Origin of the sequence: Tepidibacillus fermentans, assembly GCF_004342885.1 — a bacterium.
GTDB classification, from domain to species: domain Bacteria; phylum Bacillota; class Bacilli; order Tepidibacillales; family Tepidibacillaceae; genus Tepidibacillus; species Tepidibacillus fermentans.
On record NZ_SMAB01000007.1, the window covers coordinates 1 to 26,403 of the forward strand.

The 26,403-nt window shown below is 35.6% G+C and carries 26 protein-coding genes and 1 pseudogene; 23 read left to right on the plus strand and 4 right to left on the minus strand.

Features of this window, described 5'->3' with window-relative positions; all coding sequences use genetic code 11:
• Window positions 1-313: 313 nt before the first annotated feature.
• Window positions 314-1,870: a YifB family Mg chelatase-like AAA ATPase gene (locus EDD72_RS05895; RefSeq protein WP_132768259.1), complete on the plus strand. Its 1,557-nt coding sequence runs from the start codon at window positions 314-316 to the stop codon at window positions 1,868-1,870.
• Between the two features lie 224 nt (window positions 1,871-2,094).
• Here the strand turns inward: EDD72_RS05895 and EDD72_RS13160 are convergent, their stop codons facing one another.
• The 4 genes and pseudogenes from EDD72_RS13160 to EDD72_RS05905 all read right to left on the minus strand — a co-directional run bounded on the left by EDD72_RS13160 (window position 2,095) and on the right by EDD72_RS05905 (window position 4,758).
• Window positions 2,095-2,181, minus strand: coding sequence for an integrase core domain-containing protein (locus EDD72_RS13160; RefSeq protein WP_481557237.1), 87 nt, complete (start codon window positions 2,179-2,181; stop codon window positions 2,095-2,097).
• Window positions 2,174-2,260, minus strand: a pseudogene (locus tag EDD72_RS13070) (hypothetical protein); the annotation flags it as partial. The gene EDD72_RS13160 and the pseudogene EDD72_RS13070, both read right to left, overlap by 8 nt.
• A 175-nt stretch (window positions 2,261-2,435) precedes the next feature.
• Window positions 2,436-2,615 carry a transposase gene (locus EDD72_RS13025; RefSeq protein ID WP_341539467.1) on the minus strand — a complete coding sequence of 60 codons (180 nt, stop codon included), beginning with the start codon at window positions 2,613-2,615 and terminating at the stop codon, window positions 2,436-2,438.
• A 97-nt stretch (window positions 2,616-2,712) separates the two neighbouring features.
• A complete protein-coding gene (locus EDD72_RS05905) occupies window positions 2,713-4,758 on the minus strand; it encodes a glycosyltransferase (RefSeq protein WP_132768261.1) in 2,046 nt (681 codons plus the stop codon).
• Window positions 4,759-5,075: 317 nt separating this feature from the next.
• Here EDD72_RS05905 and EDD72_RS12495 point away from each other — a divergent pair, with 317 nt between their 5' ends.
• From EDD72_RS12495 to EDD72_RS06015, 22 genes are all read left to right on the plus strand, one after another.
• On the plus strand, window positions 5,076-5,252 hold the full coding sequence (locus EDD72_RS12495) for a hypothetical protein (RefSeq protein ID WP_165894979.1): 177 nt from the start codon (window positions 5,076-5,078) through the stop codon (window positions 5,250-5,252).
• 174 nt (window positions 5,253-5,426) lie between these two features.
• Entirely contained in the window at window positions 5,427-6,590 is a 1,164-nt protein-coding gene (gene sucC / locus EDD72_RS05915) for an ADP-forming succinate--CoA ligase subunit beta (protein ID WP_132768263.1), read from the plus strand.
• Between the two features lie 16 nt (window positions 6,591-6,606).
• The gene (sucD, locus tag EDD72_RS05920) at window positions 6,607-7,515 is read left to right on the plus strand and encodes a succinate--CoA ligase subunit alpha (protein WP_132768265.1); all 909 of its coding nucleotides are present in this window, start codon (window positions 6,607-6,609) and stop codon (window positions 7,513-7,515) included.
• A gap of 143 nt (window positions 7,516-7,658) precedes the next feature.
• On the plus strand, window positions 7,659-8,765 hold the full coding sequence (dprA, locus tag EDD72_RS05925; protein ID WP_132768267.1) for a DNA-processing protein DprA: 1,107 nt from the start codon (window positions 7,659-7,661) through the stop codon (window positions 8,763-8,765).
• Between the two features lie 139 nt (window positions 8,766-8,904).
• Complete coding sequence (topA, locus tag EDD72_RS05930) at window positions 8,905-10,977, plus strand: type I DNA topoisomerase (RefSeq protein ID WP_132768269.1); 2,073 nt, start codon at window positions 8,905-8,907, stop codon at window positions 10,975-10,977.
• A 29-nt stretch (window positions 10,978-11,006) separates the two neighbouring features.
• Window positions 11,007-12,338 carry an FADH(2)-oxidizing methylenetetrahydrofolate--tRNA-(uracil(54)-C(5))-methyltransferase TrmFO gene (gene trmFO, locus EDD72_RS05935; protein ID WP_132768271.1) on the plus strand — a complete coding sequence of 444 codons (1,332 nt, stop codon included), beginning with the start codon at window positions 11,007-11,009 and terminating at the stop codon, window positions 12,336-12,338.
• Window positions 12,339-12,386: 48 nt separating this feature from the next.
• On the plus strand, window positions 12,387-13,283 hold the full coding sequence (gene xerC, locus EDD72_RS05940) for a tyrosine recombinase XerC (RefSeq protein ID WP_132768273.1): 897 nt from the start codon (window positions 12,387-12,389) through the stop codon (window positions 13,281-13,283).
• 214 nt (window positions 13,284-13,497) lie between these two features.
• Complete coding sequence (hslV, locus tag EDD72_RS05945; protein WP_132768275.1) at window positions 13,498-14,043, plus strand: ATP-dependent protease subunit HslV; 546 nt, start codon at window positions 13,498-13,500, stop codon at window positions 14,041-14,043.
• A 13-nt stretch (window positions 14,044-14,056) separates the two neighbouring features.
• On the plus strand, window positions 14,057-15,448 hold the full coding sequence (gene hslU, locus EDD72_RS05950; RefSeq protein ID WP_132768277.1) for an ATP-dependent protease ATPase subunit HslU: 1,392 nt from the start codon (window positions 14,057-14,059) through the stop codon (window positions 15,446-15,448).
• A 17-nt stretch (window positions 15,449-15,465) separates the two neighbouring features.
• Window positions 15,466-16,245 carry a GTP-sensing pleiotropic transcriptional regulator CodY gene (codY, locus tag EDD72_RS05955; protein ID WP_132768279.1) on the plus strand — a complete coding sequence of 260 codons (780 nt, stop codon included), beginning with the start codon at window positions 15,466-15,468 and terminating at the stop codon, window positions 16,243-16,245.
• 401 nt (window positions 16,246-16,646) lie between these two features.
• On the plus strand, window positions 16,647-17,063 hold the full coding sequence (gene flgB, locus EDD72_RS05960) for a flagellar basal body rod protein FlgB (RefSeq protein WP_132768281.1): 417 nt from the start codon (window positions 16,647-16,649) through the stop codon (window positions 17,061-17,063).
• 3 nt (window positions 17,064-17,066) lie between these two features.
• Entirely contained in the window at window positions 17,067-17,519 is a 453-nt protein-coding gene (gene flgC, locus EDD72_RS05965) for a flagellar basal body rod protein FlgC (protein WP_132768283.1), read from the plus strand.
• 16 nt (window positions 17,520-17,535) lie between these two features.
• Window positions 17,536-17,832: a flagellar hook-basal body complex protein FliE gene (gene fliE, locus EDD72_RS05970; RefSeq protein ID WP_132768514.1), complete on the plus strand. Its 297-nt coding sequence runs from the start codon at window positions 17,536-17,538 to the stop codon at window positions 17,830-17,832.
• A gap of 31 nt (window positions 17,833-17,863) precedes the next feature.
• Window positions 17,864-19,465, plus strand: coding sequence for a flagellar basal-body MS-ring/collar protein FliF (gene fliF, locus EDD72_RS05975; protein ID WP_132768285.1), 1,602 nt, complete (start codon window positions 17,864-17,866; stop codon window positions 19,463-19,465).
• Between the two features lie 19 nt (window positions 19,466-19,484).
• Complete coding sequence (gene fliG, locus EDD72_RS05980; protein ID WP_424565536.1) at window positions 19,485-20,495, plus strand: flagellar motor switch protein FliG; 1,011 nt, start codon at window positions 19,485-19,487, stop codon at window positions 20,493-20,495.
• The gene (gene fliH, locus EDD72_RS05985; RefSeq protein WP_165894981.1) at window positions 20,488-21,297 is read left to right on the plus strand and encodes a flagellar assembly protein FliH; all 810 of its coding nucleotides are present in this window, start codon (window positions 20,488-20,490) and stop codon (window positions 21,295-21,297) included. Before fliG ends, fliH begins: the two co-directional genes overlap by 8 nt.
• Window positions 21,294-22,613, plus strand: coding sequence for a flagellar protein export ATPase FliI (gene fliI / locus EDD72_RS05990; RefSeq protein WP_132768291.1), 1,320 nt, complete (start codon window positions 21,294-21,296; stop codon window positions 22,611-22,613). Before fliH ends, fliI begins: the two co-directional genes overlap by 4 nt.
• A gap of 3 nt (window positions 22,614-22,616) precedes the next feature.
• The gene (fliJ, locus tag EDD72_RS05995; protein WP_132768294.1) at window positions 22,617-23,054 is read left to right on the plus strand and encodes a flagellar export protein FliJ; all 438 of its coding nucleotides are present in this window, start codon (window positions 22,617-22,619) and stop codon (window positions 23,052-23,054) included.
• A gap of 14 nt (window positions 23,055-23,068) precedes the next feature.
• A complete protein-coding gene (locus tag EDD72_RS06000) occupies window positions 23,069-23,686 on the plus strand; it encodes a MotE family protein (protein WP_132768296.1) in 618 nt (205 codons plus the stop codon).
• A 39-nt stretch (window positions 23,687-23,725) separates the two neighbouring features.
• Entirely contained in the window at window positions 23,726-25,510 is a 1,785-nt protein-coding gene (locus EDD72_RS06005) for a flagellar hook-length control protein FliK (protein ID WP_132768298.1), read from the plus strand.
• Window positions 25,511-25,522: 12 nt separating this feature from the next.
• Window positions 25,523-25,963 (plus strand): flagellar hook assembly protein FlgD, encoded by a 441-nt coding sequence (gene flgD / locus EDD72_RS06010; RefSeq protein WP_132768300.1) that lies wholly within the window; start codon window positions 25,523-25,525, stop codon window positions 25,961-25,963.
• Window positions 25,960-26,349 (plus strand): TIGR02530 family flagellar biosynthesis protein, encoded by a 390-nt coding sequence (locus EDD72_RS06015; RefSeq protein ID WP_243643786.1) that lies wholly within the window; start codon window positions 25,960-25,962, stop codon window positions 26,347-26,349. Before flgD ends, EDD72_RS06015 begins: the two co-directional genes overlap by 4 nt.
• Window positions 26,350-26,403: the final 54 nt, after the last annotated feature.

Below are 26,403 nucleotides of genomic sequence, written 5' to 3' on the forward strand. Positions count from 1 at the left end.
CTATCCACGTCCCTTAAAAATGATGTACTTAAAGGATTTGGATTCCTATACTTTTCAGATTATTATCGACAAGTTACTGCGTAAACTTAGGAACCATCGTGTACCGAACGGTACGCACGGTGGTGTGGGAGGTCGGTTACTCAAATAATGAGTAACTTCCTACCCGATTGAGGAAATAATCCATAATGGCAAGATCTAAATGATTCATGTTTAGACCCTATTTTGTTCTTTAAAACTGAAAAATTAGAAATCATAAAGGATTTTTCATTTTTTTCAAGAATTCATCTAAAGAAGGAAGGGAGAGAAAAGAGGGATGTATGCAAAAGTTTTAGGTTCTTCGATTTTAGGAATTGACGGTTTCTTAGTCGAGATCGAAGTTGATTTAGCAAATGGATTGCCCCAGTTTCAAATCGTAGGATTACCTGATTCTTCAATTCGGGAATCAAAAGACCGAGTACGAGCAGCGATCAAAAATTCTGGGTACAGTTTTCCAATAAAAAGAATTACGATCAACTTAGCACCTGCTGATATCAAAAAAGAAGGTTCAGGATTTGATCTGCCGATGGCAATAGGAATTTTGATCGCAAGCGAACAAATAGACATAGGGGATAGCGAGACAAATTTAGAAAAAACATTATTTATCGGTGAATTATCATTGGATGGTTCAATCCATGGAATAAATGGAATCTTACCGATGGCGATCGAGGCAAAGCAGAAGAATATAGAGAGATTGATTTTACCAAATCAGAATGTTGATGAAGCACGGCTTGTACAGGGAATTGAAGTGTTCGGGTTTTCTCATCTACAAGAGGTCATCGAATTTTTGACTACGAACAGATATCCTTCGTTGGAAGATAAAAACAGTGAATATATTGCTTTTAACAGTTTTGTAGAATCTGAGGTGGAAGACTTTATTGACGTGAAAGGTCATGTTCAAGTAAAACGGGCAATTGAAGTGGCTGTTGCTGGTATGCATAATTTGTTGATGATTGGCCCGCCAGGTTCTGGGAAAAGCATGATTGCAAAAAGAATTCCTTCTGTTTTACCTCTTTTAACTTGGGATGAGATGTTAGAGGTAACAAAGATCTACAGTGTGGCAGGAGAATTGAATGAAAGAGGGAAATTAATGGCAAAACGTCCGTTTCGTCAACCTCATCATTCCATATCCGCTGCAGGTTTAATTGGCGGTGGTTCAAACCCTAAACCCGGTGAAATCAGTTTAGCTCACCGTGGGATTCTTTTTTTAGACGAACTACCTGAATTTCCTCGACATAGTTTGGAGAGTATGCGGCAACCATTAGAGGATGGAAAAGTGACGGTCAGTCGAGCAAGGGCTACATATGTTTTTCCGTCCCAAGTCATGTTAGTTGGTGCAATGAATCCTTGTAAATGTGGATACTATGGGACTGAAGTTCCAGGTCACGAATGTCAATGTACTCCACTTGAGGTTCAGCGGTATCGATCAAGGCTATCGGGTCCATTGTTAGACCGAATCGATATTCATATCGAGGTGCCTTGGATGAATATTGAAACGTTAAGAGAACAAAAAGAGGGAAAATCATCGCAAATGATGAGAGAAACGATTGAAAGAGCTAGAATGATGCAAAAGCAGCGATTTGCAAATGAGAGAATTCAGTTTAATTCGGAAATGAATGCAAAACAAGTGAAACAGTTTTGCCAGTTAGAACAAGAAGCTGAGAACTTATTAAGACATTCATTTGACCAATTAGGTTTTAGTGGTCGTTCTTTAGATCGAATTTTAAAGATATCACGAACCATTGCTGATTTTGAGGAGAGTGAAACAATTAAAGTCGCTCATCTTGCGGAAGCGATTAATTATCGAGTCTTAGATCGTAGAGAATTATTATGACTCAACTTTCGCAGTTTAAAATAATGTAATGCTCCCCATTGCCAAGACACATCTTTTAAAAAATAAGTTATGTTCCTCCTGTCTATGTTAATGGTGGTGCAATCCTGACGGCAGCTTGACACGGAGCCTCTGCGGATATGAATTCTTTCGATTAGGCGATGTCTAATTCGTTAGAGTCGCAAGGCTAACCAGCCTATCATGCCCGCCACTCCATGTAAAGCCGCCTACGCTACTGCTTTCACATTCCCATAGTAAATCTTATTTGGTGTCGCATAGTCTAAAGATTGGTGAGGGCGTTCTGTGTTATAAATACTTTACGTATTGGTTAATGCCTTTTCGTAATTCTCGTGGATTTTCAAATTCATTTAGATAAACGCATTTGTACTTTAAAGATCTAAAGAAGCGCTATTGATGATTTCTGGCTTAAAGCGTTTTAATGCTCTTTTAAGCGTATTTATGACAAAGCTTTTTTCTAACGTATTAGACAGCTCATACGGTTAATTGACTGACCAACTTCTCTAAACGATCTTGTTTTGTCTCATATTCTTTGCGGATCTTATCCGCCTCACGGTCCTTTCTCGTATACGATTGAGGCACGTTCTAAAAATTCAGCTTTCCAGCGACTGATCATAACTTGATTCAACTCATATTTTGTAGCAATCTCGTTAACGGTCTGTTCTTTTCGCAAGACCTCGAGAACAACTTTTGTTTTAGATTCTGAGATATATCGATTTCTCTTTTCCATATTTCTATTATAACTTATTTATCACGCTCCTGTGTCTCACCCCATATGGGAGCATTATAATTTATTTCTAAAAGAAAATGCCTCAATATTGAAGTTATCACATCGATATGTTTTTTGAATTTTTATTGGAATTTAAAGAAACATTATTAGAACGTTTTTTTGTACGAGAAATATTTTGTAATTTATCATTAATATTGCGCAAAAAAGTATGAAGAAAACCAGAATGATTATGCATTTTATATTCATGTATCAAATCTTCTGTTTGGTCATAAATAAGTTTTATTAAATCCTTATATTGTTCTAAAGATAATTTTTCCCAGAAAAAACGAGTTGTGAAACGATCTTCTGATGGGATAAAGACCACTCTTGCTGATAATGGAGATGAATTTATTTCTGGTATATAAATTTTACAAGTTTGTTCTATCATGGGAACAGATAATTCAAACTGTGCTTTTGCTCCAGATTCACTAATATCTTTAATATAACCATTGTATGTAGTATTACCAACTAACATTTTACATGAAAGAGTAACCGGGAAACGTTCTGCTTTTCTGTATCTTGGTTTTTCAATACTAACAAAAATACTAAATATGATTCCATTTAAATTATATAAAGCCCAAAAAACATTCATAATGTCACCTGAAGAGATCATTTTACCTATGAAATATAAATAAATAACTTTAGAGATCCCAAATAAACTCAAAATAAGCATAAAAGAATAAAATGTAAAAATTCCCCACTCTATATGAATTTTATTAGATATTATTCCTTTGTTAGTAACACGAAATTTTTTAGAAGATTTTAATCCAATCGTTTCTTTTATAGCAGATAATGCTAATTTTGGTGCCATGGCTGTTTCATATATATGACTCCAAAAGATATTTCTTCTATCATTAGATAAAATGCGAAATGTTAGAGAACTTGATATCATTTTAGGTAACCAAATAACAAGGAGCATAACAAGGGTTGAACGAATAGATTGAACATTAAACAGTAGATATAAAATTGGTGAAAAAATGTATACAAGTTTTTGTATACCAAAGAACCAATAGATAATTCCAGAAAGGTATATAAGGCGTTGCATAATGCTAAGACCTGGAATTATTAAGGGATTCCATATTTTAGCAGCTTGAATGTTTCCCCTACACCATCTATCTCTTTGATGAAGGAGTTCGGAAAAATTCTCAGCAGATAACCCTTTTGCTAATACTTTTTTGACAAAAAAAGAGCGATAGCCTTTCGCTTGAATTAACATGCCAGTTGCAACATCTTCGGTGATAGAACCAACAGCAAATCCGCCAATAGAATTTAATGCTTGTCGGGAAAATATGGTATTACTACCCACATACATGGTTGCATTGAAACGATCTTTGCCTGCTTGCATTTCTATCATGAAAAAATCTTGTTCGTTAGGAATTTGCTTAGTTGATAATAAATTATACTGAAAAGGATCTGGATTAAAAAAAGCTTGTGGTGCTTGCACAAATCCTACTTTTCTTTTTTGGAAAAAACCAACAGTTTCTTTTAGAAAATTAGATTTTGGAACCATATCTGCATCAAGTGTTACAATTAATTCTCCAGAAGATTTGGATAATGCATAGTTTAGATTTCCAGCTTTGGCATATTTATGATCGGGGCGAGCAATATAGTTAATTCCGAGTTCAAATGCAAGTTGTTTTACTTCATTACGATTACCATCATCAAGCACATATATTTGTAATTTTTCTCTAGGATAATCTATATAAGTACAGGCAACGAGTGTTCTTTTTAAAATATCTAATGATTCATTATAAGTGGGAACAAATATATCTACAGTTGGAGTAAAACCGTTTAATTCAGGAGTTTTTCGCGTTAGAGGATTCCACATGGTGATATAAAAAATCATTTGTTGAAAATACCCAATAAATTCCCAAAAATAGAGAAGCAGTGAAAAAATCAAGTTAAATAACCCATCAAAAACAAGCGTAAAAAAGAAACGCCAAATTATATATAAGGTTTCTAAAATAACTGTGTAAATGATTATTACATGACGACTAATTATATTATATCGAGTTAAAATAAAAATCAGAAAAATTATAAAAAGTTGAATGGATAGATAATAATAACTATAGTTTTCTAAAAAGTAAATTACGTTAGATAGCATGATTCTACTCCTAAAACAAATAATTTATTTACTAATTATAACTATTATAAATTCCTAAATTGAAATAATAAATGCAACAATCGAGTAGGAGAGGAGAAATCCCTCCTATTCGATTTTAACTCTTTTTTAGTCTAATAAATAGTATTACCTGCACTACATAGAGGTTTTACAAGCTGATTGACAAAAAGCACTACATTTGCTACGTGTTCGCAACAATAAAATCAATTTTTTTATTTCATTTCATTTTGTTTTTGGTACAATAAACAATAGAGTGAATATAAGTAAGATTGTTAGTGGTCTAAAAAGGAGAAATGCAGATGTATCAAGTGAAAATTTTACAAGCGAACCAACTCAATTTATTAGAAGAATTGATTAATATATGGTTAAAAGAACAAAAAGATGTGAATGTTGTTGATATGAAGTTTCATAGTAATGTTCTAGCTCCAGGACAAACAGAATATGTCGTCATTATGGTATATCAAACACAACAATAATTTTATTATGTTAACTTGTATAAGTGAAGTAAAATAAAAATAATTATTATATTTCAACAAATTATTTAAATTTTATATAGAATTGATTACAATATGTTAGTAGCTATTAAACCTTTTAATTGCATCCTTCTTTCAGAGTTGAAATAACAAAGTTATTATGTAGGAGGCTAGGAAATGAATATCCACGAATACCAAGCAAAGGAAATCCTTAGAAAATATGGAGTTGCTGTGCCGAACGGAAATGTAGCATTTACTGTTGAAGAGGCAGTAAATGTTGCAAAAAGCCTTAGTTCTGATGTTGTTGTCGTAAAAGCACAAATTCATGCTGGTGGACGAGGAAAAGCAGGTGGCGTCAAACTCGCCAAAAATTTAAATGAGGTACGTGATTATGCAAAACAACTGTTAGGAAAAACTTTAGTCACACACCAGACAGGTCCAGAAGGAAAAGAAGTTAAGCGCTTACTTATTGAAGAAGGAAGCAAAATTCAAAAAGAATATTATATTGGTATGGTTGTTGATCGGGTAACAAACCGTGTAGTTATGATGGCTTCGGAAGAAGGAGGCACTGAGATCGAAGAGGTAGCGGCAAAGACTCCAGAGAAAATTTTCAAAGAAATTATTGATCCAACAGTTGGATTAATGCCTTTTCAAGCCCGCAAGTTAGCATATGCGATCAATATTCCTTCGCTTTTGGTAAATAAAGCTGTTAAATTTATGATGGGCTTATATCAAGTATTTGTAGAAAAAGATGCGTCAATTGCCGAAATCAATCCATTGGTTGTTACAGAAGATGGAAATGTGCTTGCGCTTGATGCTAAAATTAATTTCGATTCGAATGCACTTTATCGACACCCTGATATTAAGGAACTTCGTGATCTTGATGAAGAGGATCCAAAAGAAGTAGAAGCCTCTCGTTATGATCTAAACTATATTGCATTAGATGGAAATATCGGATGCATGGTAAATGGTGCAGGTTTGGCAATGGCTACGATGGATATTATTAAATATTATGGTGGTGACCCTGCTAACTTTTTAGACGTCGGTGGTGGGGCAACTACAGAAAAAGTAAAAGAAGCTTTCAAAATCATCCTTTCTGATCCTAAAGTAGAAGGGATTTTCGTGAATATATTTGGTGGAATCATGAAATGTGATATTATTGCAAATGGAATTGTAACCGCCGCTAAGGAAGTTGAGTTAGATCGCCCATTAGTTGTTCGACTTGAAGGAACAAATGTAGAACTAGGTAAGGAAATCCTGAACAAATCTGGGTTAAATATCGTTGCTGCTGATTCAATGGCTGATGGTGCTAAAAAAATTGTAGAACTAGTGAAAAAATAGGAGGCGGGATGATACAATGAGTATTTTAATTAATAAGAATACAAAAGTAATTACCCAAGGAATCACCGGTTCGACTGGGATGTTTCATACTCAGCAAGCATTAGAATATGGTACACAAATGGTTGCAGGGGTTACTCCAGGAAAAGGAGGTACCACTGTATTAGGTTTACCGGTTTACGATACAGTGAAAGAAGCTGTGAAGAAAACGGGAGCTACTGCGTCTGTCATTTATGTTCCGCCAGCTTTTGCTGCTGATGCAATTATGGAAGCTGTTGATGCCGAATTAGATCTTGTGGTCTGCATTACAGAGGGAATACCTGTTTTGGATATGGTGAAAGTAAAAAAATATATGGAAGGTAAGAAAACACGTCTCATTGGACCAAACTGTCCAGGTGTGATCACTCCTGGTGAGTGCAAAATTGGAATTATGCCGGGCTATATTCACATGCCTGGCCATGTGGGAATCGTATCCCGAAGTGGAACCTTAACATATGAAGCGGTTCATCAGTTAACATCTTATGGTATCGGTCAATCTACTGCAGTTGGTATTGGTGGTGACCCTGTAAACGGTACAAACTTCATTGATGTTTTGAAGATGTTTAATGAGGATCCAGATACCTATGCGGTTATTATGATTGGAGAAATTGGAGGAACTGCCGAAGAAGAAGCAGCTGAATGGATCAAAGAAAATATGACGAAACCAGTTGTTGGTTTTATTGGTGGACAAACAGCTCCGAAAGGAAAAAGAATGGGACACGCAGGAGCGATTATTTCTGGTGGAAAAGGTACTGCAAAAGAAAAAGTGGCTAAATTACAAGAAGCAGGAGTTCGTATTGCTCCTACTCCATCAGAAATGGGTTCAACACTTGTTGAACTTTTGAAAGAAAAAGGATTACTTGATCTGTGTATCACAAATAAGGAATAATGATTTTCTTAAAAGGGATCATTTCGTCCCTTTTTTTTTTATATTCCAGAAAAATTTGCTTTACAGACTAGGTATTTTTTGGCAAACTTGAGAAGAAGTCGTTCGAAAATTCATAACATATTGTGATGTAAAGAGAAAGTTGGATGGTGTTTGTGATGGAAGAGAGAGTATTATTAATCTATTTACATACGATAGATAGGGTTGGATGGAAAACAATCGAGCGGATCATGACTTCACTTGAGTCGCTTCATCTACTTTTTGATTTTGCACCCTTAGAATTGTCGATGCTTTCAGGAATAGATTTGACGAATGCAGAACGAATCATAGCTAGTTTTACGAAAGAAAATATCATTCAATTTCAAGAAAAAATGATTGAATGGAAAAGAAATGGAATTCAAATTTTGACTGCTAATGATGAAAACTATCCCAGGTTATTAAAGGAAATTGCTCAACCACCTTGGGTTTTATATAGTATGGGGAACTTAGATCTTATTCACGAGTCTTCCATCGCAATTGTTGGGACAAGAAATCCAACTTCCTATGGGGTCACTGTTACGGAAAAATTAGCAAAAGAGCTGACAACATATGGTTGGACAGTGGTTAGTGGGATGGCTAGAGGAATTGATCGCGTAGCCCATGAGGCAACATTAGAGAGTAATGGTAGCACCATTGCAGTTTTAGGCTGTGGAATCGATATCGTTTATCCAAAAGAACATCAGCGTCTGTACAGAAGAATTATAAATGATGGTTTAATTGTATCAGAATATCCACCAGGAACTCCTCCCGTACCAGGTTTTTTCCCGCAAAGGAATCGAATTATTAGTGGACTTTCTTATGGAACAATCGTGGTAGAAGCATCATTGAAAAGTGGTTCACTGATCACTGTGCAACATGCGCTTGATCAATCAAGGGAAGTTTTTGCTGTACCTGGTTCTATCACTTCTAAACAAAGTCTTGGAACCAATTCTTTGATTCAGCAAGGAGCAAAATTAATCCAAACAGTAGATGATGTGAATCAAGAATTTCCTTACCTTAATCAGACGCAAAAACGGTCTATAAGATCTGAAAGTATCAAGTTAACAAAAAATGAGGAAAAAGTATATTCATTGGTTACGGATAAGATTCATATTGATGAAATACTGTCACGGTCGCATCTAGGTCTTTCTGATGTCTATGAATGCTTACTTTCGTTACAAATAAAAGGAAAGATCAAACAAATACCAGGAGGTTATTATCGGAAGAATACATAAGAGGGTGAATCCTCTCCTTTCATATTTAGAAGTCATAAATTTATATTGAATAATTTGACAAATGGAAGTCTACTATTTAATAATAAGGAATGTTTAACAAAATTGACTTGTATTGTGTCTAAAGAGGGGAGGAAGATTCGTGGCTGATACATTAGTAATTGTAGAATCTCCAGCAAAAGCGAAAACTATTGGAAAGTATTTAGGAAAGAAATATATTGTAAAAGCTTCTATGGGGCATGTGATTGATTTACCAAAAAGCCAATTAGGTGTTGATATAGATCATAACTTCTCGCCTAAATACATTACCATTCGCGGTAAAGGTAATATTCTTAAAGAATTAAAAGAAACATCAAAAAAAGTAAAAAAAGTTTATCTTGCTGCCGACCCTGACCGTGAAGGGGAAGCAATTGCTTGGCATCTCGCACGAGTATTAAATATCGACGAAAGAGAAAAATGTCGAGTCGTATTTCATGAAATTACGAAAAAAGCGATTCAAGAGGCTTTTAAATCTCCTAGACCTGTTAATCATCATCTTGTTGATGCCCAGCAAGCGAGAAGAGTGTTAGATCGTTTAGTTGGTTATAAAATTAGTCCTCTGCTATGGAAAAAGGTTAAGAAAGGACTTAGTGCGGGTCGTGTCCAATCCGTAGCGGTTAAATTAATCTATGATCGAGAAAAAGAAATTGAAAACTTCATCGCTGAAGAATTTTGGACTGTAACTCTTTACCTCGAGAGCAAAGAAGAGCTTTTTGAAGCAAAATTTTATGGATACGATGGCAAGAAAATTCAACTTCAATCGAAAGAAGAAGTTGATGAGTTATTAGCGAGTATCAAAGACCAACCGATCATTATTTCGGAGATAAAACAAAGTGAGCGTAGAAGAAATCCAGCGCCAGCATTTATTACTAGTTCTCTTCAACAAGAAGCAGCGAGAAAGCTTAATTTTAAAGCGGCAAAAACAATGCAAGTCGCTCAACAACTTTATGAAGGAATTGAGCTTGGAAAAGAAGGTACAGTTGGTCTTATCACATATATGCGGACCGATTCTACAAGGGTTTCCCAAACAGCTCAAGATGAGGCAAAGGAATATATTCTAGAAAAATTCGGAAGCGAATATGTATCCAATGGAAATAAAACGGAGAAAAAGGGAAAAAATGCGCAAGATGCCCATGAAGCCATACGTCCTACTTCCGTATTTCGAACACCTGACTCAATCAAGAGTTTTTTATCAAGAGATCAGTTGCGTTTATATCGTTTAATTTGGGAACGTTTTGTAGCCAGTCAGATGGCACAAGCAATACTGGATACAATGACTGTAGACATGACTGTTGGTAGCAAAAAAGCGATTTTTCGTTCTACAGGATCCAAGATAAAGTTCCCTGGTTTTATGAAAATATATATTGAGGGGAACGATGACAATAAAAAAGAAGAAGATCGAATCTTACCACCGCTTGAAGAACAGGAGTTAGTAAAACTACAAAAAATTGAGCCAGAACAACATTTTACCCAACCACCTCCGCGCTATACAGAAGCAAGATTAGTAAAAACGATGGAAGAATTAGGGATAGGTCGACCTAGTACTTATGCTCCCACGATTGATACGATTCAAAAACGTGGTTATGTGAAATTAGAAGATAAAAAATTTGTACCTACAGAATTAGGGATTCTTGTTATTGAATTGATGGAAGAGTTTTTTCCAGAGATTCTTGATGTAGAATTTACTGCGCAAATGGAAGATAATCTTGACAAAATTGAAGAAGGTAGCTTAGAGTGGGTTAATGTGATTCGTGATTTTTACGAGGATTTTGAAAAACGATTGAGTTATGCAGAAAAAGAAATGGAAGAAGTCGAGCTTAAAGATGAAGTTTCAGATGAAGTCTGTGAAAAATGTGGTCGTCCAATGGTATATAAGATGGGACGTTTTGGTAAATTCTTAGCTTGCTCAGGATTTCCAGAATGTAGGAACACAAAACCAATCGTTAAAAGTTTAAACATCTCTTGTCCAAAATGTGGAGGAGAGATTGTAGAACGAAAAGGAAAAAAGAAAGTATTTTATGGTTGTAGCAATTATCCGAATTGTGACTTTATATCCTTTGATAAACCTCTTCCACGTCCATGTCCAAAATGTGGCAATTTAATGATTGAAAAGAAATCAAAAAAAGAAACAGTGTATCAATGTACAGATTGTGATTACAAAGAGACCGTCCAATAATTCTAGTAATATGGAGGCATTATTTCAAGATGACAGAACAAAAAGCGATTAATGTAATAGGTGCAGGTCTTGCTGGAAGTGAAGCGGCTTGGCAAATTGCAAAATGCGGTGTCCCTGTACGGCTTTACGAAATGAGACCGATCAAAAATTCACCCGCCCATCATACTGAACACTTTGCAGAATTAGTTTGTAGTAATTCTCTTCGTTCCAATAGTCTTACAAATGCCGTAGGGTTGTTAAAAGAAGAAATGAGGAAATTTGATTCCATCATTATCGATACAGCTGATCGCTATTCTGTTCCAGCTGGTGGCGCTCTTGCTGTAGATCGAAACCTATTCTCACAAACCATCACAAATGCAATCAAAAATCATCCCCTTATTGAGGTTGTTCATCAAGAAGTAACTGATATCCCTGAGGGATTAACGATTATTGCGACTGGTCCATTAACTTCTGATGCATTAGCGAAAAGGATCTTAGAGTTGATTGGTGAAGAATATCTTTACTTTTATGATGCAGCTGCTCCAATTATTGAGAAGAGCAGTATTGATTTTAGTAAAGTATTTATCGCTTCTCGCTATGATAAAGGGGAAGCTGCTTATATTAATTGTCCGATGACAGAAGAAGAGTTTAATCATTTTTATGATGAATTGGTAAAAGCTGAAACCGCGGAATTAAAGAGTTTTGAGAAAGAAATCTATTTTGAAGGTTGTATGCCTGTAGAGGTTATGGGAAAACGTGGTAGGCAAACTTTACTCTTCGGTCCGATGAAACCGGTAGGCTTAATCGACCCGCGAACGGGTAAACAGCCCTATGCCGTAGTTCAATTACGACAAGATAATGCGGAAGGAACGTTATATAATATAGTAGGTTTTCAAACCCATTTAAAATGGGGCGAACAAAAACGGATTATTCAGCTCATTCCTGGATTGGAAAATGCTGAAATTGTTCGCTATGGAGTGATGCACCGCAATACGTTTATCAATTCACCCAAATTGTTAAAACCAACGTACCAATTTAAAGATCGTGATAATCTGTTTTTTGCTGGTCAGATGACAGGGGTAGAAGGTTATGTTGAATCTGCTGCATCTGGATTAATTGCAGGTATCAATGCTGCTTTATTATATAAAGGAAAAGATCCTCTTGTTTTCCCAAGAGAAACGGTGTTTGGAAGTATGGCTCATTATATCACTACTGCCGATCCAAAACACTTTCAACCAATGAATGCAAACTTTGGTTTACTTCCACCATTATCAGAGAAAATTAAAAATAAAAATGATAGAAACTTACAAATTTCGCAAAGATCGTTAAATATAATTCTGAATTTTTCACAATACGTACACAATTTAGGGTGTCACAATTAATTATATTGTGGTAATATTATTTTTGGTTTTAATATGGGGGATAGATGAATGGAGTCATTTGATCAATACCTCATTGAATTTCAAGGATATCTTCAAATCGAAAAAAACGCTTCAATTCATACGATAAAAAATTATTTGAAGGATATTGATGATTTTCTTGCTTTTATGGCTTCATTAGGTTTAACTACATATGATCAAGTGGAGTATCTTCATGTCCGTAGTTATCTCGCTCTTTTAAATAAAAAGGAATATACTCGGAAGACCATTTCAAGAAAATTGTCGTCTCTTCGGACTTTTTTTCGTTTTTTGACGAGAGAAAATCATATTCAAACCAATCCTTTTCGAATGGTTTCTACGCCAAAGATTGAAAAAAAACTTCCTCAGTTTCTCTATATGGAAGAAATTGAAGAGTTATTACAACTTCCTGATCGTTCTAATCCAATCGGAATTCGAGATCGTGCTATTATTGAAACGCTATATGCGAGTGGCATGAGGGTTAGTGAATTAGTTTCTTTGAATATCGACTCTATTGATCTACTCACTGGAAATGCTCTCGTATTTGGTAAGGGAGCAAAAGAGCGTTACGTTCCTTTAGGAAGTTATGCGATTAAAGCATTAAATGAGTACATTGATCATGCTCGACCCAAATTGAACCCAGCCTCTCAAGAAAAGGCGTTATTTTTAAACCGATATGGAAATCGTATATCTGATCGTAGTGTTCGTCGAATGTTGGGAAAATACGTACAGTCTTTATCAATGATCAAAAAGGTCAGTCCTCATACATTACGCCATACTTTTGCAACACACTTACTAAATGCCGGGGCTGATCTGCGTACCGTTCAAGAACTTTTAGGACATGTAAATATATCAACAACTCAAATTTATACTCACGTAACAAAGGATAGATTGCAATCAGTTTACAAAAATACCCATCCAAGAGCTTAGTTTTCATTCATGAGACATATTTTTTACCGCATCTGTCGGGCTCCACAAAGTTATTCTGGATTCTCTTCGTAGTAGTACGTCACTTTGTGGGGTTTCGTTAGAACTAGACAACATCTTCGAAAAGACATCGATAGAAGTTTTTTTATTATTGTGATAAAACTCTATAAAATTCTGAATATAAACCTGTTTATTTGGAAATAAAGGAGGGTAAGGAATGTTACAAACCTTTCACGCTACTACCATTTTTGCTATCCAGCATAAAGGAAAGTCAGCAATGTCAGGGGATGGTCAAGTAACTTTTGGTAACAGCATGGTAATGAAACATACAGCGAAAAAGGTAAGACGCCTCTATCATGGTCAAGTTATAGCCGGTTTTGCTGGTTCTGTTGCTGATGCTTTTACTTTATTTGAAAAATTTGAGGCAAAATTAGAAGAATTTCATGGTAATTTGCCAAGAGCAGCGGTAGAACTAGCGAAAGAATGGAGGATGGATAAAATATTACGTCGTCTTGAAGCGATGTTAATTGTAATGAATAAAGAAAATCTCTTACTCATTTCTGGAAATGGAGAAGTGATAGAACCAGATGATGGTATTTTGGCCATTGGTTCAGGAGGCTCATACGCACTTGCTGCAGGAAGGGCATTAAAGCGAAATGCTTCACATTTGACTGCAAAAGAGATCGCTGAGCAAGCACTTCAAATTGCTGCAGAAATTTGTGTATATACAAACAATCAAATTATAGTTGAAGAGATTGAATAAGGGAGGGAACGATATGGTAGGACAAACGTTGACTCCAAAGCAAATCGTTGAGGAACTGGATAAATACATCGTGGGCCAGAAACAAGCAAAACGAGCAGTAGCAGTCGCATTAAGAAATCGTTACCGCCGTAGTTTATTAGATGAGTCTCTTCGAGATGAAATTGTTCCTAAAAATATCTTAATGATCGGCCCCACTGGGGTCGGTAAAACGGAGATCGCTCGTCGATTAGCTAAGCTTGTCGGAGCTCCATTTATTAAAATAGAAGCGACTAAATTCACCGAAGTCGGCTATGTTGGTCGCGATGTCGAGTCAATGGTTAGAGATTTAGTTGAAACGTCGATTCGCATGGTGAAAAATGAAAAAACAGAACAAGTAAAAGATAAGGCTGAAGAGTTAGCAAATGAAAGGTTAGTTGAACTCCTTGTACCCTCCAAGAGAAAAACGAAAAATCTTAAAAACCCTCTTGAAATGTTATTTGGAGGACAGGTACAGCAAAACACTTCAGATGATCAACAGGAGGAGGAACAACTTGGACAAAAACGTAGAAGTATTCGATTTCAGCTATTAAATGGCCAATTAGAGGAAGAAATCGTTGAAATTGAGGTGGAAGATAACGTACCTTCCATGCTAGAAATCTTTTCAGGATCGAATATGGAACAAATGGGAATAAATATGCAAGATGTACTTGGAAACCTTGTTCCGAAAAAAACAAAAAGAAGAAAACTACCGATTAAAGAGGCTAGGAAGATTTTAATTCAAGAAGAAGCTCAAAAATTGATTGATATGGATGAAGTGATACAAGAGTCTATTCAAAGGGCTGAGCAATCAGGAATTATCTTTATTGATGAAATTGATAAAATTGCTGGGAAGGAAAGAGGGCCAGATGTTTCGAGAGAAGGAGTACAACGTGACATTCTTCCAATCGTTGAAGGTTCAACAGTAATGACGAAATATGGTCCAGTTAAAACAGACTATATTCTTTTTATTGCTGCTGGAGCTTTCCATATGTCTAAGCCGTCGGACCTTATACCTGAATTACAAGGACGTTTTCCGATTCGGGTGGAACTTCAGTCACTGACTATCGATGATTTTGTTCAAATATTAACAGAACCAAAAAACGCGTTAATCAAACAATACGTAGCACTTTTAGCTACAGAAAATATACAGATTGAATTTACCAATGATGCAATATATGAAATTGCAAAATTGGCAGCAGAAGTAAACCAGACAACGGATAATATTGGAGCAAGAAGACTTCATACGATGTTAGAAAAACTATTAGAAGATCTATCATTTGAAGCTCCAGATATTCAGCTTGAAAAAATTTCAATCACTCCAGAATATGTAAGAGAAAAATTAACCAATATTGTCCAAAATATAGATTTATCGCAGTATATTTTGTAGAAAGTAGGAGGATTAACATGGATTTATTAACAAAAACTCGAAGAATTAATAGACTTTTACAGAAAGCTGCTGGTCATGCAGTCAATTTCAATGAGATGGCCGAAGTTCTTAGTGATGTCATTGAAGCAAATATTTTTGTAGTTAGTCGTAAAGGAAAATTGCTTGGTTTAGCTATTGCTCAAGAAATTGACAATGAGCGAATCGCTGAAATGTTGAAGAAAAGACAGTTTCCAGAAGAATATAATACACTTATTCTGAAGCAAGATGTAACCGTCTCAAATATTGGCATTGAGAGTCCATTGTCTTCATTCCCGGTTGAGATGAAGGACATCTTCAAAGATAGTTATACCGCATTGGTACCTATTATTGGCGGTGGGGATCGGTTAGGAACACTACTTCTTGGGCGACTAAACAAACAATTTGATAACGAAGATTTGATCCTCGCTGAATATGGTGCTACCGTAATTGCGATGGAGATTCTCAGAGAACGTTCAGAAGCAATGGAAGAGGAAGTAAGAAGTAAAGCAGTTGTTCAAATGGCTATTGGTTCACTTTCATATAGTGAATTAGAAGCTGTTGAACATATATTCGAGGAATTAGATGGGAAAGAGGGTTTGCTAGTTGCAAGTAAAATTGCGGATCGTGTAGGGATCACTCGCTCAGTTATTGTGAATGCTTTACGGAAACTTGAAAGTGCAGGGGTTATTGAATCTCGTTCTCTTGGGATGAAGGGTACGTATATAAAAGTACTAAATGAGAAATTGTTATCTGAACTAGACAAACTTAGAACAAGTTAATTTTTGTCAATAAAGACCTACTAACTAGTGTAGGTCTTTTTTCTTTTTTTTAGGAATTAATAAATTTCCTATAACTGTGGATATTTTTTAAAAATTGATTATTTTACTTATTCGTCAGGTCGGATTTCTGAGTAAAATATACAATGTAAATTTTCATCTTGCAGGACTATTTCCCTAGATAAAATGGACTAGTACTTTCCAAATAAATGTTTTTTATCGGGATATATAGGTCTTTTTGGTTTTGCTTTTCTTAGATATAATTGATTTTGTGACATTTTTCCAAATAATATTTTTCACAAATCTTCCATAAAAAAATGTCGAACATGCAGGAATTATGTATAAATGTATTGAAAGAAAAATATGGTCGAATTTAAATCTCCTAATTGAAGGAGGATGAAAGAATGAATCTCTTCAATTCAATTCAATCATTAGAACGGGCTTTAGATGTATCATCATTAAGGCAGAGGTTGATAACTAGTAATATTGCAAATGTTGAAACGCCTGGATACAAAACCAAAGATGTTTCTTTTGCTGAAATATTAAAAAAGGAACAGATAAAAAATGGAGATGAGTTTGAATTTCAAGGATATCGCACTAATCCTAAGCATATTCAAATCGGTTCTGCTTCAACTAATACGTACCAACCAAAAATCATCATGGAAAACCGAACTTCGTTATTAAATAATGAGAACAACGTCGATATTGATTATGAAATGACAAAACTAGCTGAGAATAATATTTGGTATAATACCTTAACGCAAATGGCAAATAAAGAATTTTCAATGCTACGTTATGTGATCAGTGAAGGGAGACGGTAATAAATGAAATTGTTTTCGACAATGGATATTAGTGCATCTGCTTTAACTGCTCAAAGATTGAGAATGGATGTGATCTCCTCTAACATTGCCAACGCGGAAACGACTAGAGGTCAATATGTAGATGGAAAATGGATCCCTTATACGAGAAAAATGATTGTTATGGAGCCGACTTCAGAGGATAGTTTCCAGCGTGTGTTAAGTCGCTATTCGAATGATCTATCCGTTGCAGAGGGGGTTCGCGTTTCAAAAATTGTAAATGATCCAACTCCATACAAACGAGTCTATCAACCAAATCATCCTGATGCAGATGAAAATGGATTTGTTTTGTATCCTAATGTAGACATTTTAAAGGAAATGGTTGATATGATTTCGGCTACAAGAGCATATGAAGCGAATGTAACAGCGATAAACTCTACGAAATCGATGTTAACAAAAGCTTTAGAAATCGGCAGATAAGGAGTGTTAAAGAGTGATTAATAGAATCAATCCTCTAATTCAAGTGAATCCTCAAATGACTGAGAAGGTCGAACCGGCTTCAAAAGACCCGGTAACTCCATTTTCCGAAATTCTTAAAAATGCATTAAATCAAGTGGAAACAGATATCAAAACATCGAATGATCTAGTAAAAAAAGTTTCTACAGGAGATATACAAGATTTGCATCAAGTGATGATTGCTACAGAGAAAGCCAATTTAGGTTTGCAATTAACTGTGCAAGTAAGAAATAAAATAGTAGAAGCTTACCAGGAGATCATGAGAATGCAAGTTTAGTAGATCTTGGTGGGCGAGGAGAGATTAAGTTGTGAGTGAACTACTTCGCAAATATAATGAAAACATCGCTAAATTATGGAATCCGCTTGAGAAACGTCAAAAAATCATGCTCATCGCGACATTTATAATTTTATTGATTTCAATCTCTATCTATACATATCTAGCAACACGTACAAGATATGAACTTGCTTTTGTAGGTGTGAATGAAAAACAAGCGGGATTAATCGTTAAAAAATTGGATGAAATGGGGGTACCATACCAACTCAGTGCAGGAGGACAAAATATCTCTGTTCCAGAGTCCCAAGTAGCAAAGGTAAAAGTCACACTTGCCCAAGAAGATGTTTTAGGAAATGGAAATATATATAGTAAATTTTGGGATAGTGCTTCATTTGGAATGACAGATTCCCAATTTCAAGTATTAGAACGTGGTGCGATTGAGCAAGAATTACGTGATTTGATTGTAAATGGGATTAAGGGGATTAAAGATGCTAATGTGATGATTACCTTACCAAAGGAAAAAGTTTTTTATTCTGAGGATGAACAAAAAGCTACTGCGTCTGTGATCGTGAATATTGAACCAGGAGTAGAATTGAATCCTAATCAAATTAAAAGTATGTATAATTTGATCTCAAAAAGTGTTCCGAATTTACCTGTTGAAAATATTACGATTGTGGATCAATATAGTGAACCTTTAGAATATACGAATTCGGTCCCAAATAATAATTCTGGGAATATGACAACTTTTGATCAACAACGTAAAATTCAAGCGGACTTTCAGCAGGACTTAAAAAAAGAAATAGAAAAAATGTTAGATACCGTTTTGGGACCGAATCAAGCGATCGTAACCGTTTTTGCAAGAATGAATTTTGACCAGCAAAAAACTGTTGAAAATTTAAAAGAACCAGTTGTTGACGGAAAAGGGATTGCTAGAAGTGTAGAAAAAATCCAAGAATCTTTTACTGGGCAAGGAAATCCACCAGGTGGAATAGCGGGAACAGGAAATACGCAAATACCTGGTTATCAAGCAGGCACAAATAGTAACGGGAATTATGAACATAATGAAGAACGAATTAATTATGAAGTGAATGAAATAACGAAGGAGATCGTAAGTAGTCCTTATCGCTTAGAAGATCTTAGTATTAATGTAGCCATTAATATGCCTGAAGATAATAACCCAAATTCAAAAACAGGGCAGACCAAAATCGCAATTCAAAATTTAATTAAACCGATTCTGTTAGCAGCACTAAATGATCAACAAAAAGCGAATCTGAATGATCCAACTGTTATTGAGCAAAAAATTGCTGTCATCGCTCATCCTTTTCAAGGGGTTTCAAATCAACAACAAAATGTACAAAATTCAAATCGTATGAATCCATATTTACTATACGGACTTATTGGCTTATCTGTGTTTGCAGTGGGTGGTGTAGGATATACAATCGTTAATAGAAGGAGAAAGAGAGACGAATCAGTTGAAGAAGAAGAATTACAGCCAAAAGAAGTAAAAACACCAGAAATTGATTTTACACCTAACCTTACGGAAGAGATGGTACTAAATAAGGAGATACAGAAATTAGCCAATCAGAAACCTGAGGAATTTGTAAAATTAATTCGTACTTGGCTATTAGATGAGTAGGAAAGTAGGGGGGATCTGTTTGGTTAGATTCCAAGAATTAACTGGAAAACAGAAAGCTGCAATCTTACTGATTTCCTTAGGTCCAGAAGTTTCCGCGCAAGTTTTTAAGCATTTGCGTGAAGATGAAATTGAGTTACTTACTTTAGAAATTGCGAATATACGAAAAATTGATAGTATGGAAAAAGAAAGGGTATTACATGAATTTCACCAAATGGCTGTAGCCCAAGAGTTTATTTCTCAAGGTGGCATCGAATATGCCAAGGATATTTTAGAGAAAGCCCTAGGTCAACAAAAGGCAATCGATGTGATTAATCGTTTAACAGCCTCACTTCAAGTTCGACCATTCGACTTTGCAAGAAAATCTGACCCAAATCAGATCTTAAATTTTATTCAAAATGAGCATTCGCAAACCATAGCTCTTGTTTTATCCTATTTACATCCTGAACAGGCTGCAATGATCTTATCTGAATTACCTCAAGAGAAACAAGCCGATGTTGCGAGAAGGATCGCAATGATGGATGGAACTACTCCTGATGTGATTCATCAGGTGGAACGTGTACTTGAACAAAAACTATCGAATACCGTTCTACAGGATTACACAATTGCTGGTGGTATAGAAAGTATCGTTCAGATTCTTAATGGTGTAGATCGTGGAACAGAACGGACAATTTTAGACACCTTAGAGATGGATTATCCAGAATTAGCAGATGAAATTAAAAAGCGTATGTTTGTCTTTGAAGATATCGTTAAACTGGATAACCGTTCGATTCAACGGGTCATTCGAGATGTAGAAAACAGTGATTTACAATTAGCATTGAAGATCGCAAGTGAAGATGTACGCGAAGCGATTTTTAGAAATATGTCAAAACGGATGGTGGAAACATTTAAAGAAGAAATGGAATACATGGGACCCGTTCGTTTACGGGACGTAGAAGAAGCACAATCGAGAATTGTGGGAATCATTAGACGTCTTGAAGAAGCAGGTGAAATTATTATCGCTCGTGGTGGAGGCGACGATATCATTGTCTAGAATTTTTAAATCTGTTCAGCATGAAGATGTAAAAGAAGTGAAAACAATTGCTCACACTTTTACTGTTTCTCAACAAGATAACGATCGTAGGTTTGTGGCAACTGATTATTCGAAACGGGATGAATTTGAGGCGAGTCAATCGACTCAAATCATACAGGATGCTGAAGAAACAGCGGTAAAGATTATCGAACAAGCTAAACAAGATGCAGAACAATTAAAACTGGATGCAAAAAATGAGATTCAATCTTGGTGGGAACAGGAAAAGGTAGAGTTGCAACATAAAGAAGAAGAGGCAGAAAAGCGAGGATTTCAAACCGGTTTTGAGGAAGGTTTTCAAAATGGATTACAGAAGGCGTCCAGCGAGTACCAAGAGCAAATACAACAAGCGAATCAAATCTTACAAGAAGCTTATTCTTTAAAAGAACAAATTATTCAGGAAGCAGAGCCGACAATTATTGAACTTGCTGTAACAATTGCAAAAAAAATTGTCATGAAAGAGGTTGAAATAGATCCAGATATTGTCAAAAAAATCGCACGAGAAGCGTTAAGAAATTCAAAAGAGTTTGAGAAAGTAATTATTAATGTTGATCCTCATTATTTTGCCTATTTACAAAGTGCGAGAGAAGAATTAATGATGGAATTGAATGGGAATGTAGATTTATCTATTTTTCCAGATTCTTCAATTCAAGATGCTGGTATCGTAGTCAAAACATCCTATGGAGCTTTAGATGCGAGAGTGGATACACAACTGGAAGAACTCAAACAGATCTTACTAGACGTTTTAAATAGGAGAGTATTATGATTCCATTCGATCTTGACCAATTAAAAACGGCTATTCAACAGTCGACTCCCATCCGAATGTATGGAAGGGTAATCCAAGTGATTGGTTTGACCGTTGAGTCTCAAGGGCCTGATGCGAAAATCGGGGATGTTTGCTTGATTTATCCCTTAGATAAAGATGATCCAATCAAAGCTGAGGTAGTGGGTTTTAAAAATCATCGTGTTCTACTCATGCCATTAGGAGATTTAGGGGCAATTGGCCCTGGTTGTGATGTTGTGAATACACGTTCTCCCTTAAATATTAAGGTTGGGTTACCTTTATTAGGAAGGGTATTAAATGGACTAGGAGAACCATTAGATGACAAACCGTTACCTCGAGGTTTAGAGTTTTATTCAACGAATCAGATGCCCCCTAATCCGTTAACAAGGCCAAGAATTCAAGAACCGATTACTTTAGGAATAAGAGCAATTGATGCTCTTTTAACCGTTGGTAAAGGGCAAAGGATTGGTATCTTTGCAGGAAGTGGGGTTGGGAAAAGTACTCTGCTTGGGATGATTGCTAGGAATACTTCAGCTGATGTAAATGTAATAGGATTGATTGGTGAACGGGGAAGAGAGGTAAGAGATTTTCTTGAACGTGATCTAGGAGAAGAAGGAATGAAAAAATCGGTTGTCGTAGTAGCAACCTCTGACCAACCGGCTTTAGTTCGGATCAAAGGAGCGATTATAGCAACAAGTATTGCTGAATATTTTCGCGATCTTGGATTAAATGTAAATTTAATGATGGACTCCATTACTCGATTTGCTATGGCTGGTCGTGAAGTAGGTCTTGCTATTGGGGAACCGCCTACCACGAAGGGATATCCTCCATCTGTTTTTGCTATGCTACCCCGTTTACTCGAACGTTCAGGAACCAATCAATACGGAACGATTACAGCATTATATACCGTGTTAGTCGATTCCGATGATATGAATGAACCGATTGCTGATGCTGTTCGAGGAATATTAGATGGACATATTGTTCTAGATCGAAAATTAGCGCAAAAAGGACATTTTCCGGCTATTGATATTTTAGCTAGCGTTAGCCGTGTAATGAAAGACATCGTATTAGAGGATCATCTTCAAGCAGCTGAAAAATTAAAAATGTTACTTGCAACTTATAAAGACGCAGAAGATTTAATTAATATAGGAGCTTACCAGTCCGGATCGAATGCTTTAATCGACAAAGCCATCCAATACATTCCACAGATTAATCAGTTTATTCAACAAAAAATTCATGAACAGGCTAACTTTTCTGATACTGTTCAACAACTTATTCGTAATTTTAAGGAGATATAATCGATGAAAAAATTTCAATTTCATTTGCAAAAAGTAATCGATATGAAAGAAAAAAATCGTGAGCAAGTGGAATGGAGTTATGCGAATCTATTAAATGATTTACAAGATGAAGAAAAAAAATTATCTGGCCTTTTTTTTGATAAACAACGGATCGAGAGCCTATTATCAATGGAACAACAAAAAGGGATATCAATTGTTGAGATACAACAAATACGTGATTACCTTACTTATATCGAATTACAAATCAAACTGCAAAAAGAAATGATTGAACAGACAAAAAAAAAATTACGAGAAAAGAAGGAACAGTTAAAAGAAGTTAGAATAGAAGAAAAGATCTGGCAGAATTTCCGAGAAAAAAAATTACAAGAATATTTGCTAGAATCGGATCGAAATGAGCAAAAGGAAATGGATGAATTAGCCACTTATCGGTCTTATTATTAGAAGGGAGTACAATTATGAAGCCAACTGCTGAAAAAGAGTATAGCAAGTTGGAATGGCTATTTTTTATGGTCATTGTTCCAGTTTTGTTTATTACAATATTGACCATGATTTTATTTTGGTTCCTTGGTTATGATGTCAAAGGAAAAATTTTAACGACTCTTAATCAGATACCTGTTATCGAAAAGTTCATCCCTGATGCGCAAGTAAACCAAAGTACAAAACAAAATACGACTTCAAAACAAAACCCGCAATTAGAAAAAACAATACAAGAGCTAAAAGCTGCTTTAGATCAAAAGAATAACCAAATTAAGCAATTGAAAACCGATATGGTAAAAAAGGATACAGAATTAGCTCAATTACAGCAACAAATAAATGATTTAACAAATCAAGCACAAATAAAAAACACATCAGATCAGGCGAATCAAAAAGAATGGACTGATCTGGCAAAAGTTTATTCCAATATGGATCCAAAGAATGCTGCAAGTATACTCGCGAATCTTAATGAGCAGGAAGCAGCAAATATTTTAAGTCAGATGAGTGTAGATAATAAAAGCCTTATTCTAGAAAAAATGGATCCCAAAAAAGCAGCAAGTTTATCACTAAAGTTAAAGTCGACTACTCCGGCTCAGTAAGCAGAGTGATTTAGAGACATTGAAAGGAGGTGAGAAAAGATGAATACGCAAATAGCAAATGGTATCAGTTCACAGATTATTTTTCAAAACCAAAATTCAAATTCATTAACGAACGTAGTGATAACGCCAGTTACTGAAAATGTAAGTGTTAATTTTTCAAATTTGTTAATTGGATTAATGGAACACTCATCCTTGTTACAAACTGAAAAACAAGAGTTAGAATCTGTTGGTAATGTGGGTTTATCGAATGGGAACGAGAAGTCACAAGAGAATACAAAGCAAGATAAAGGTCAAAACGACTTCATCAATCCACTGATAGGGTCCCTATTTCAGATTCCATTAACTTCAGAAAGTTCAGCTGTTATCCAAACAATTACTGAATTGCCTTCGTCACAACTCCAAGTATTAGAACAATTATTGGAACAGCCAGAAATTCAAGGAAATGGTATTAAGCTTCAAGGAATAACGGCTTGGACAAATGAGACAAAAAATGAACCCATAAAATTTTCTGATGATCCAACTACTATGCATACAAATTACGTTCAGAGTAATACGAATCAAAGTTTGGATAACACAAATCAATTGCAAAATTTATCAATTATTGGAGATAAAAAAACAGATTCTGTTCAGCAAAACAACATTGGAACGACCCTATATCTAAAAAGTTCTAACAAACAGGAAACAAAAACTGTCCATGGAAATATGAAATTTATCGTTACACAAGGACAGATGGAGACTCAAGGCCAAATTCAACAATTATTGGCCAAACTAGGGATTCGAGTAGTAGATGGAATAGAGTTTCAAAAGAGTATGGTGTACACCCAAACGAATACTTACTCGACTGTTGGTTCACTACTCGACGGTGAACAAATAAATTCTTTGGGTGGCTCAGCTACTATGAACACGAGTCAAAGGCTAAGTAATCTAAATCAATCGCCGATATTACCAATTATTGAAGATGCAAAGGAAGATCCTATCCAGCAAAGCAATATTGAAACGATTCTAAACCCAAAAAGTCCTGAAAAATATCGATTTCATCCAAAGGAAATAGACCATGGAAATGTGAAATTAACCGTTATCCAAGGACAAATGGAGACTCAAGGCCAAAATCAACAATTACAACGAGCACTGGATCAATTGGGTATTTCATTGGATAAAGTTGAGTTTCAAAAGGATATGATGAATACACAAACGCATAACGAACCAATCGTTTCATCAAAGGACGGAGAATCGATTAAATCTTTTGATGAAAGTATTCATTTAGTCACTGACCAAAATTCAGGACAATCGAATCAAATTACACCTTTTATTATCAAGGATGCAAAGGTAATTACGACTTATCAGAATAAGTCGGAATCCCTTCCTCTAACTCACAACTTTGCTAATGAATTAGGAAAGGTGATTGTAAAGCATGTTCAATTGCCAAGTGGTGTATCGGAAACGAAAATTCAGTTACATCCTCAAGAGTTAGGCCAAATTGATGTAAAAATTACCAGCCATCAAGGTCAAATTTCAGCTCAATTGGTAGCAGATACTCTAGTAGCAAAAGAATTAATGGAAGGCCAAATCCAACAATTGCGTCAATCGCTTATTCAACAGGGTTTTATCGTTGAACGAATTGAAGTCCAACATGTCCCGTCTTCACCAGCTACTCATTCTTTCCAAGATATGAAAGGTGGATTTCAATTTTCACAACAACAGCAAACGGCTAGACAATTTTCTCGACCGAAACAGAATTTATCCTCTTATTATGTTTATTCGGATGAACAAGAGGAATTTCATGGGGTAGCTTACCAAATATCTGGGATTGATTATACCGCCTAAAGGAGGGTGCCAATGAATACACAAGCAACAACAAGTAGTACAAGTATTTCTGCAACAACAAGTACAAATCCGCAAGATGAAAGAAAGGATATACTTGGAAAAGATGATTTCTTAAGAATCTTTATTACCCAACTTAAAAATCAAGATCCATTACAACCATTGCAAGACAAAGATTTTATAGCACAAATGGCTCAATTTAGTAGTTTAGAGCAGATCACCAATATGGCAAATGGGATGGCAGGGATAGAGGCTTTATTAAGTCAACAAAATTCTCTTGGAGCAATTTCTAACCTGATTGGAAAGATTGGTTACTGGGAAAATACGGATGGGAAAGAACAATCAGGACTGATCACGAGTGTTTTAATGAAAGACGGAGAGTATTATGTGACGATTGGTGAGTCTGAGATTCCAATTTACGAATTATATAAAGTAGAAATAGGTGCATCATCTTGAGTGAAACATTTAGAATTGGTCAAACGTATTTTCCAAAACACCCGATTGTAACACAGGAAAAGAAAAATTCGATTCCAAACCAAGGCCCTAGTTTTAAAGATGTTCTTACACAGCAGATACAACCGCAACAAAAGGAATTAAAATTTAGCGCTCATGCTATGCAAAGGTTAGACAGTCGTGGAATAGAGCTTGCTTCTAATGAGATCCAACAGTTAAATCAGGCGGTAGAAAAAGCTGCAAAGAAAGGTTCAAAGGATTCGATGATTTTAATCAATGATCTTGTCTTTATCGTTAATGTTCCGAACCGCGTTGTAGTGACCGCAATGGATAAAGATTCAATGAAAGAACATGTTTTTACGCAAATTGATAGTGCTATCATCTTATAGGCTGGACCCTAACGGGGGGCCTCACACCGTTGACCGATTGATACGGTGATATTA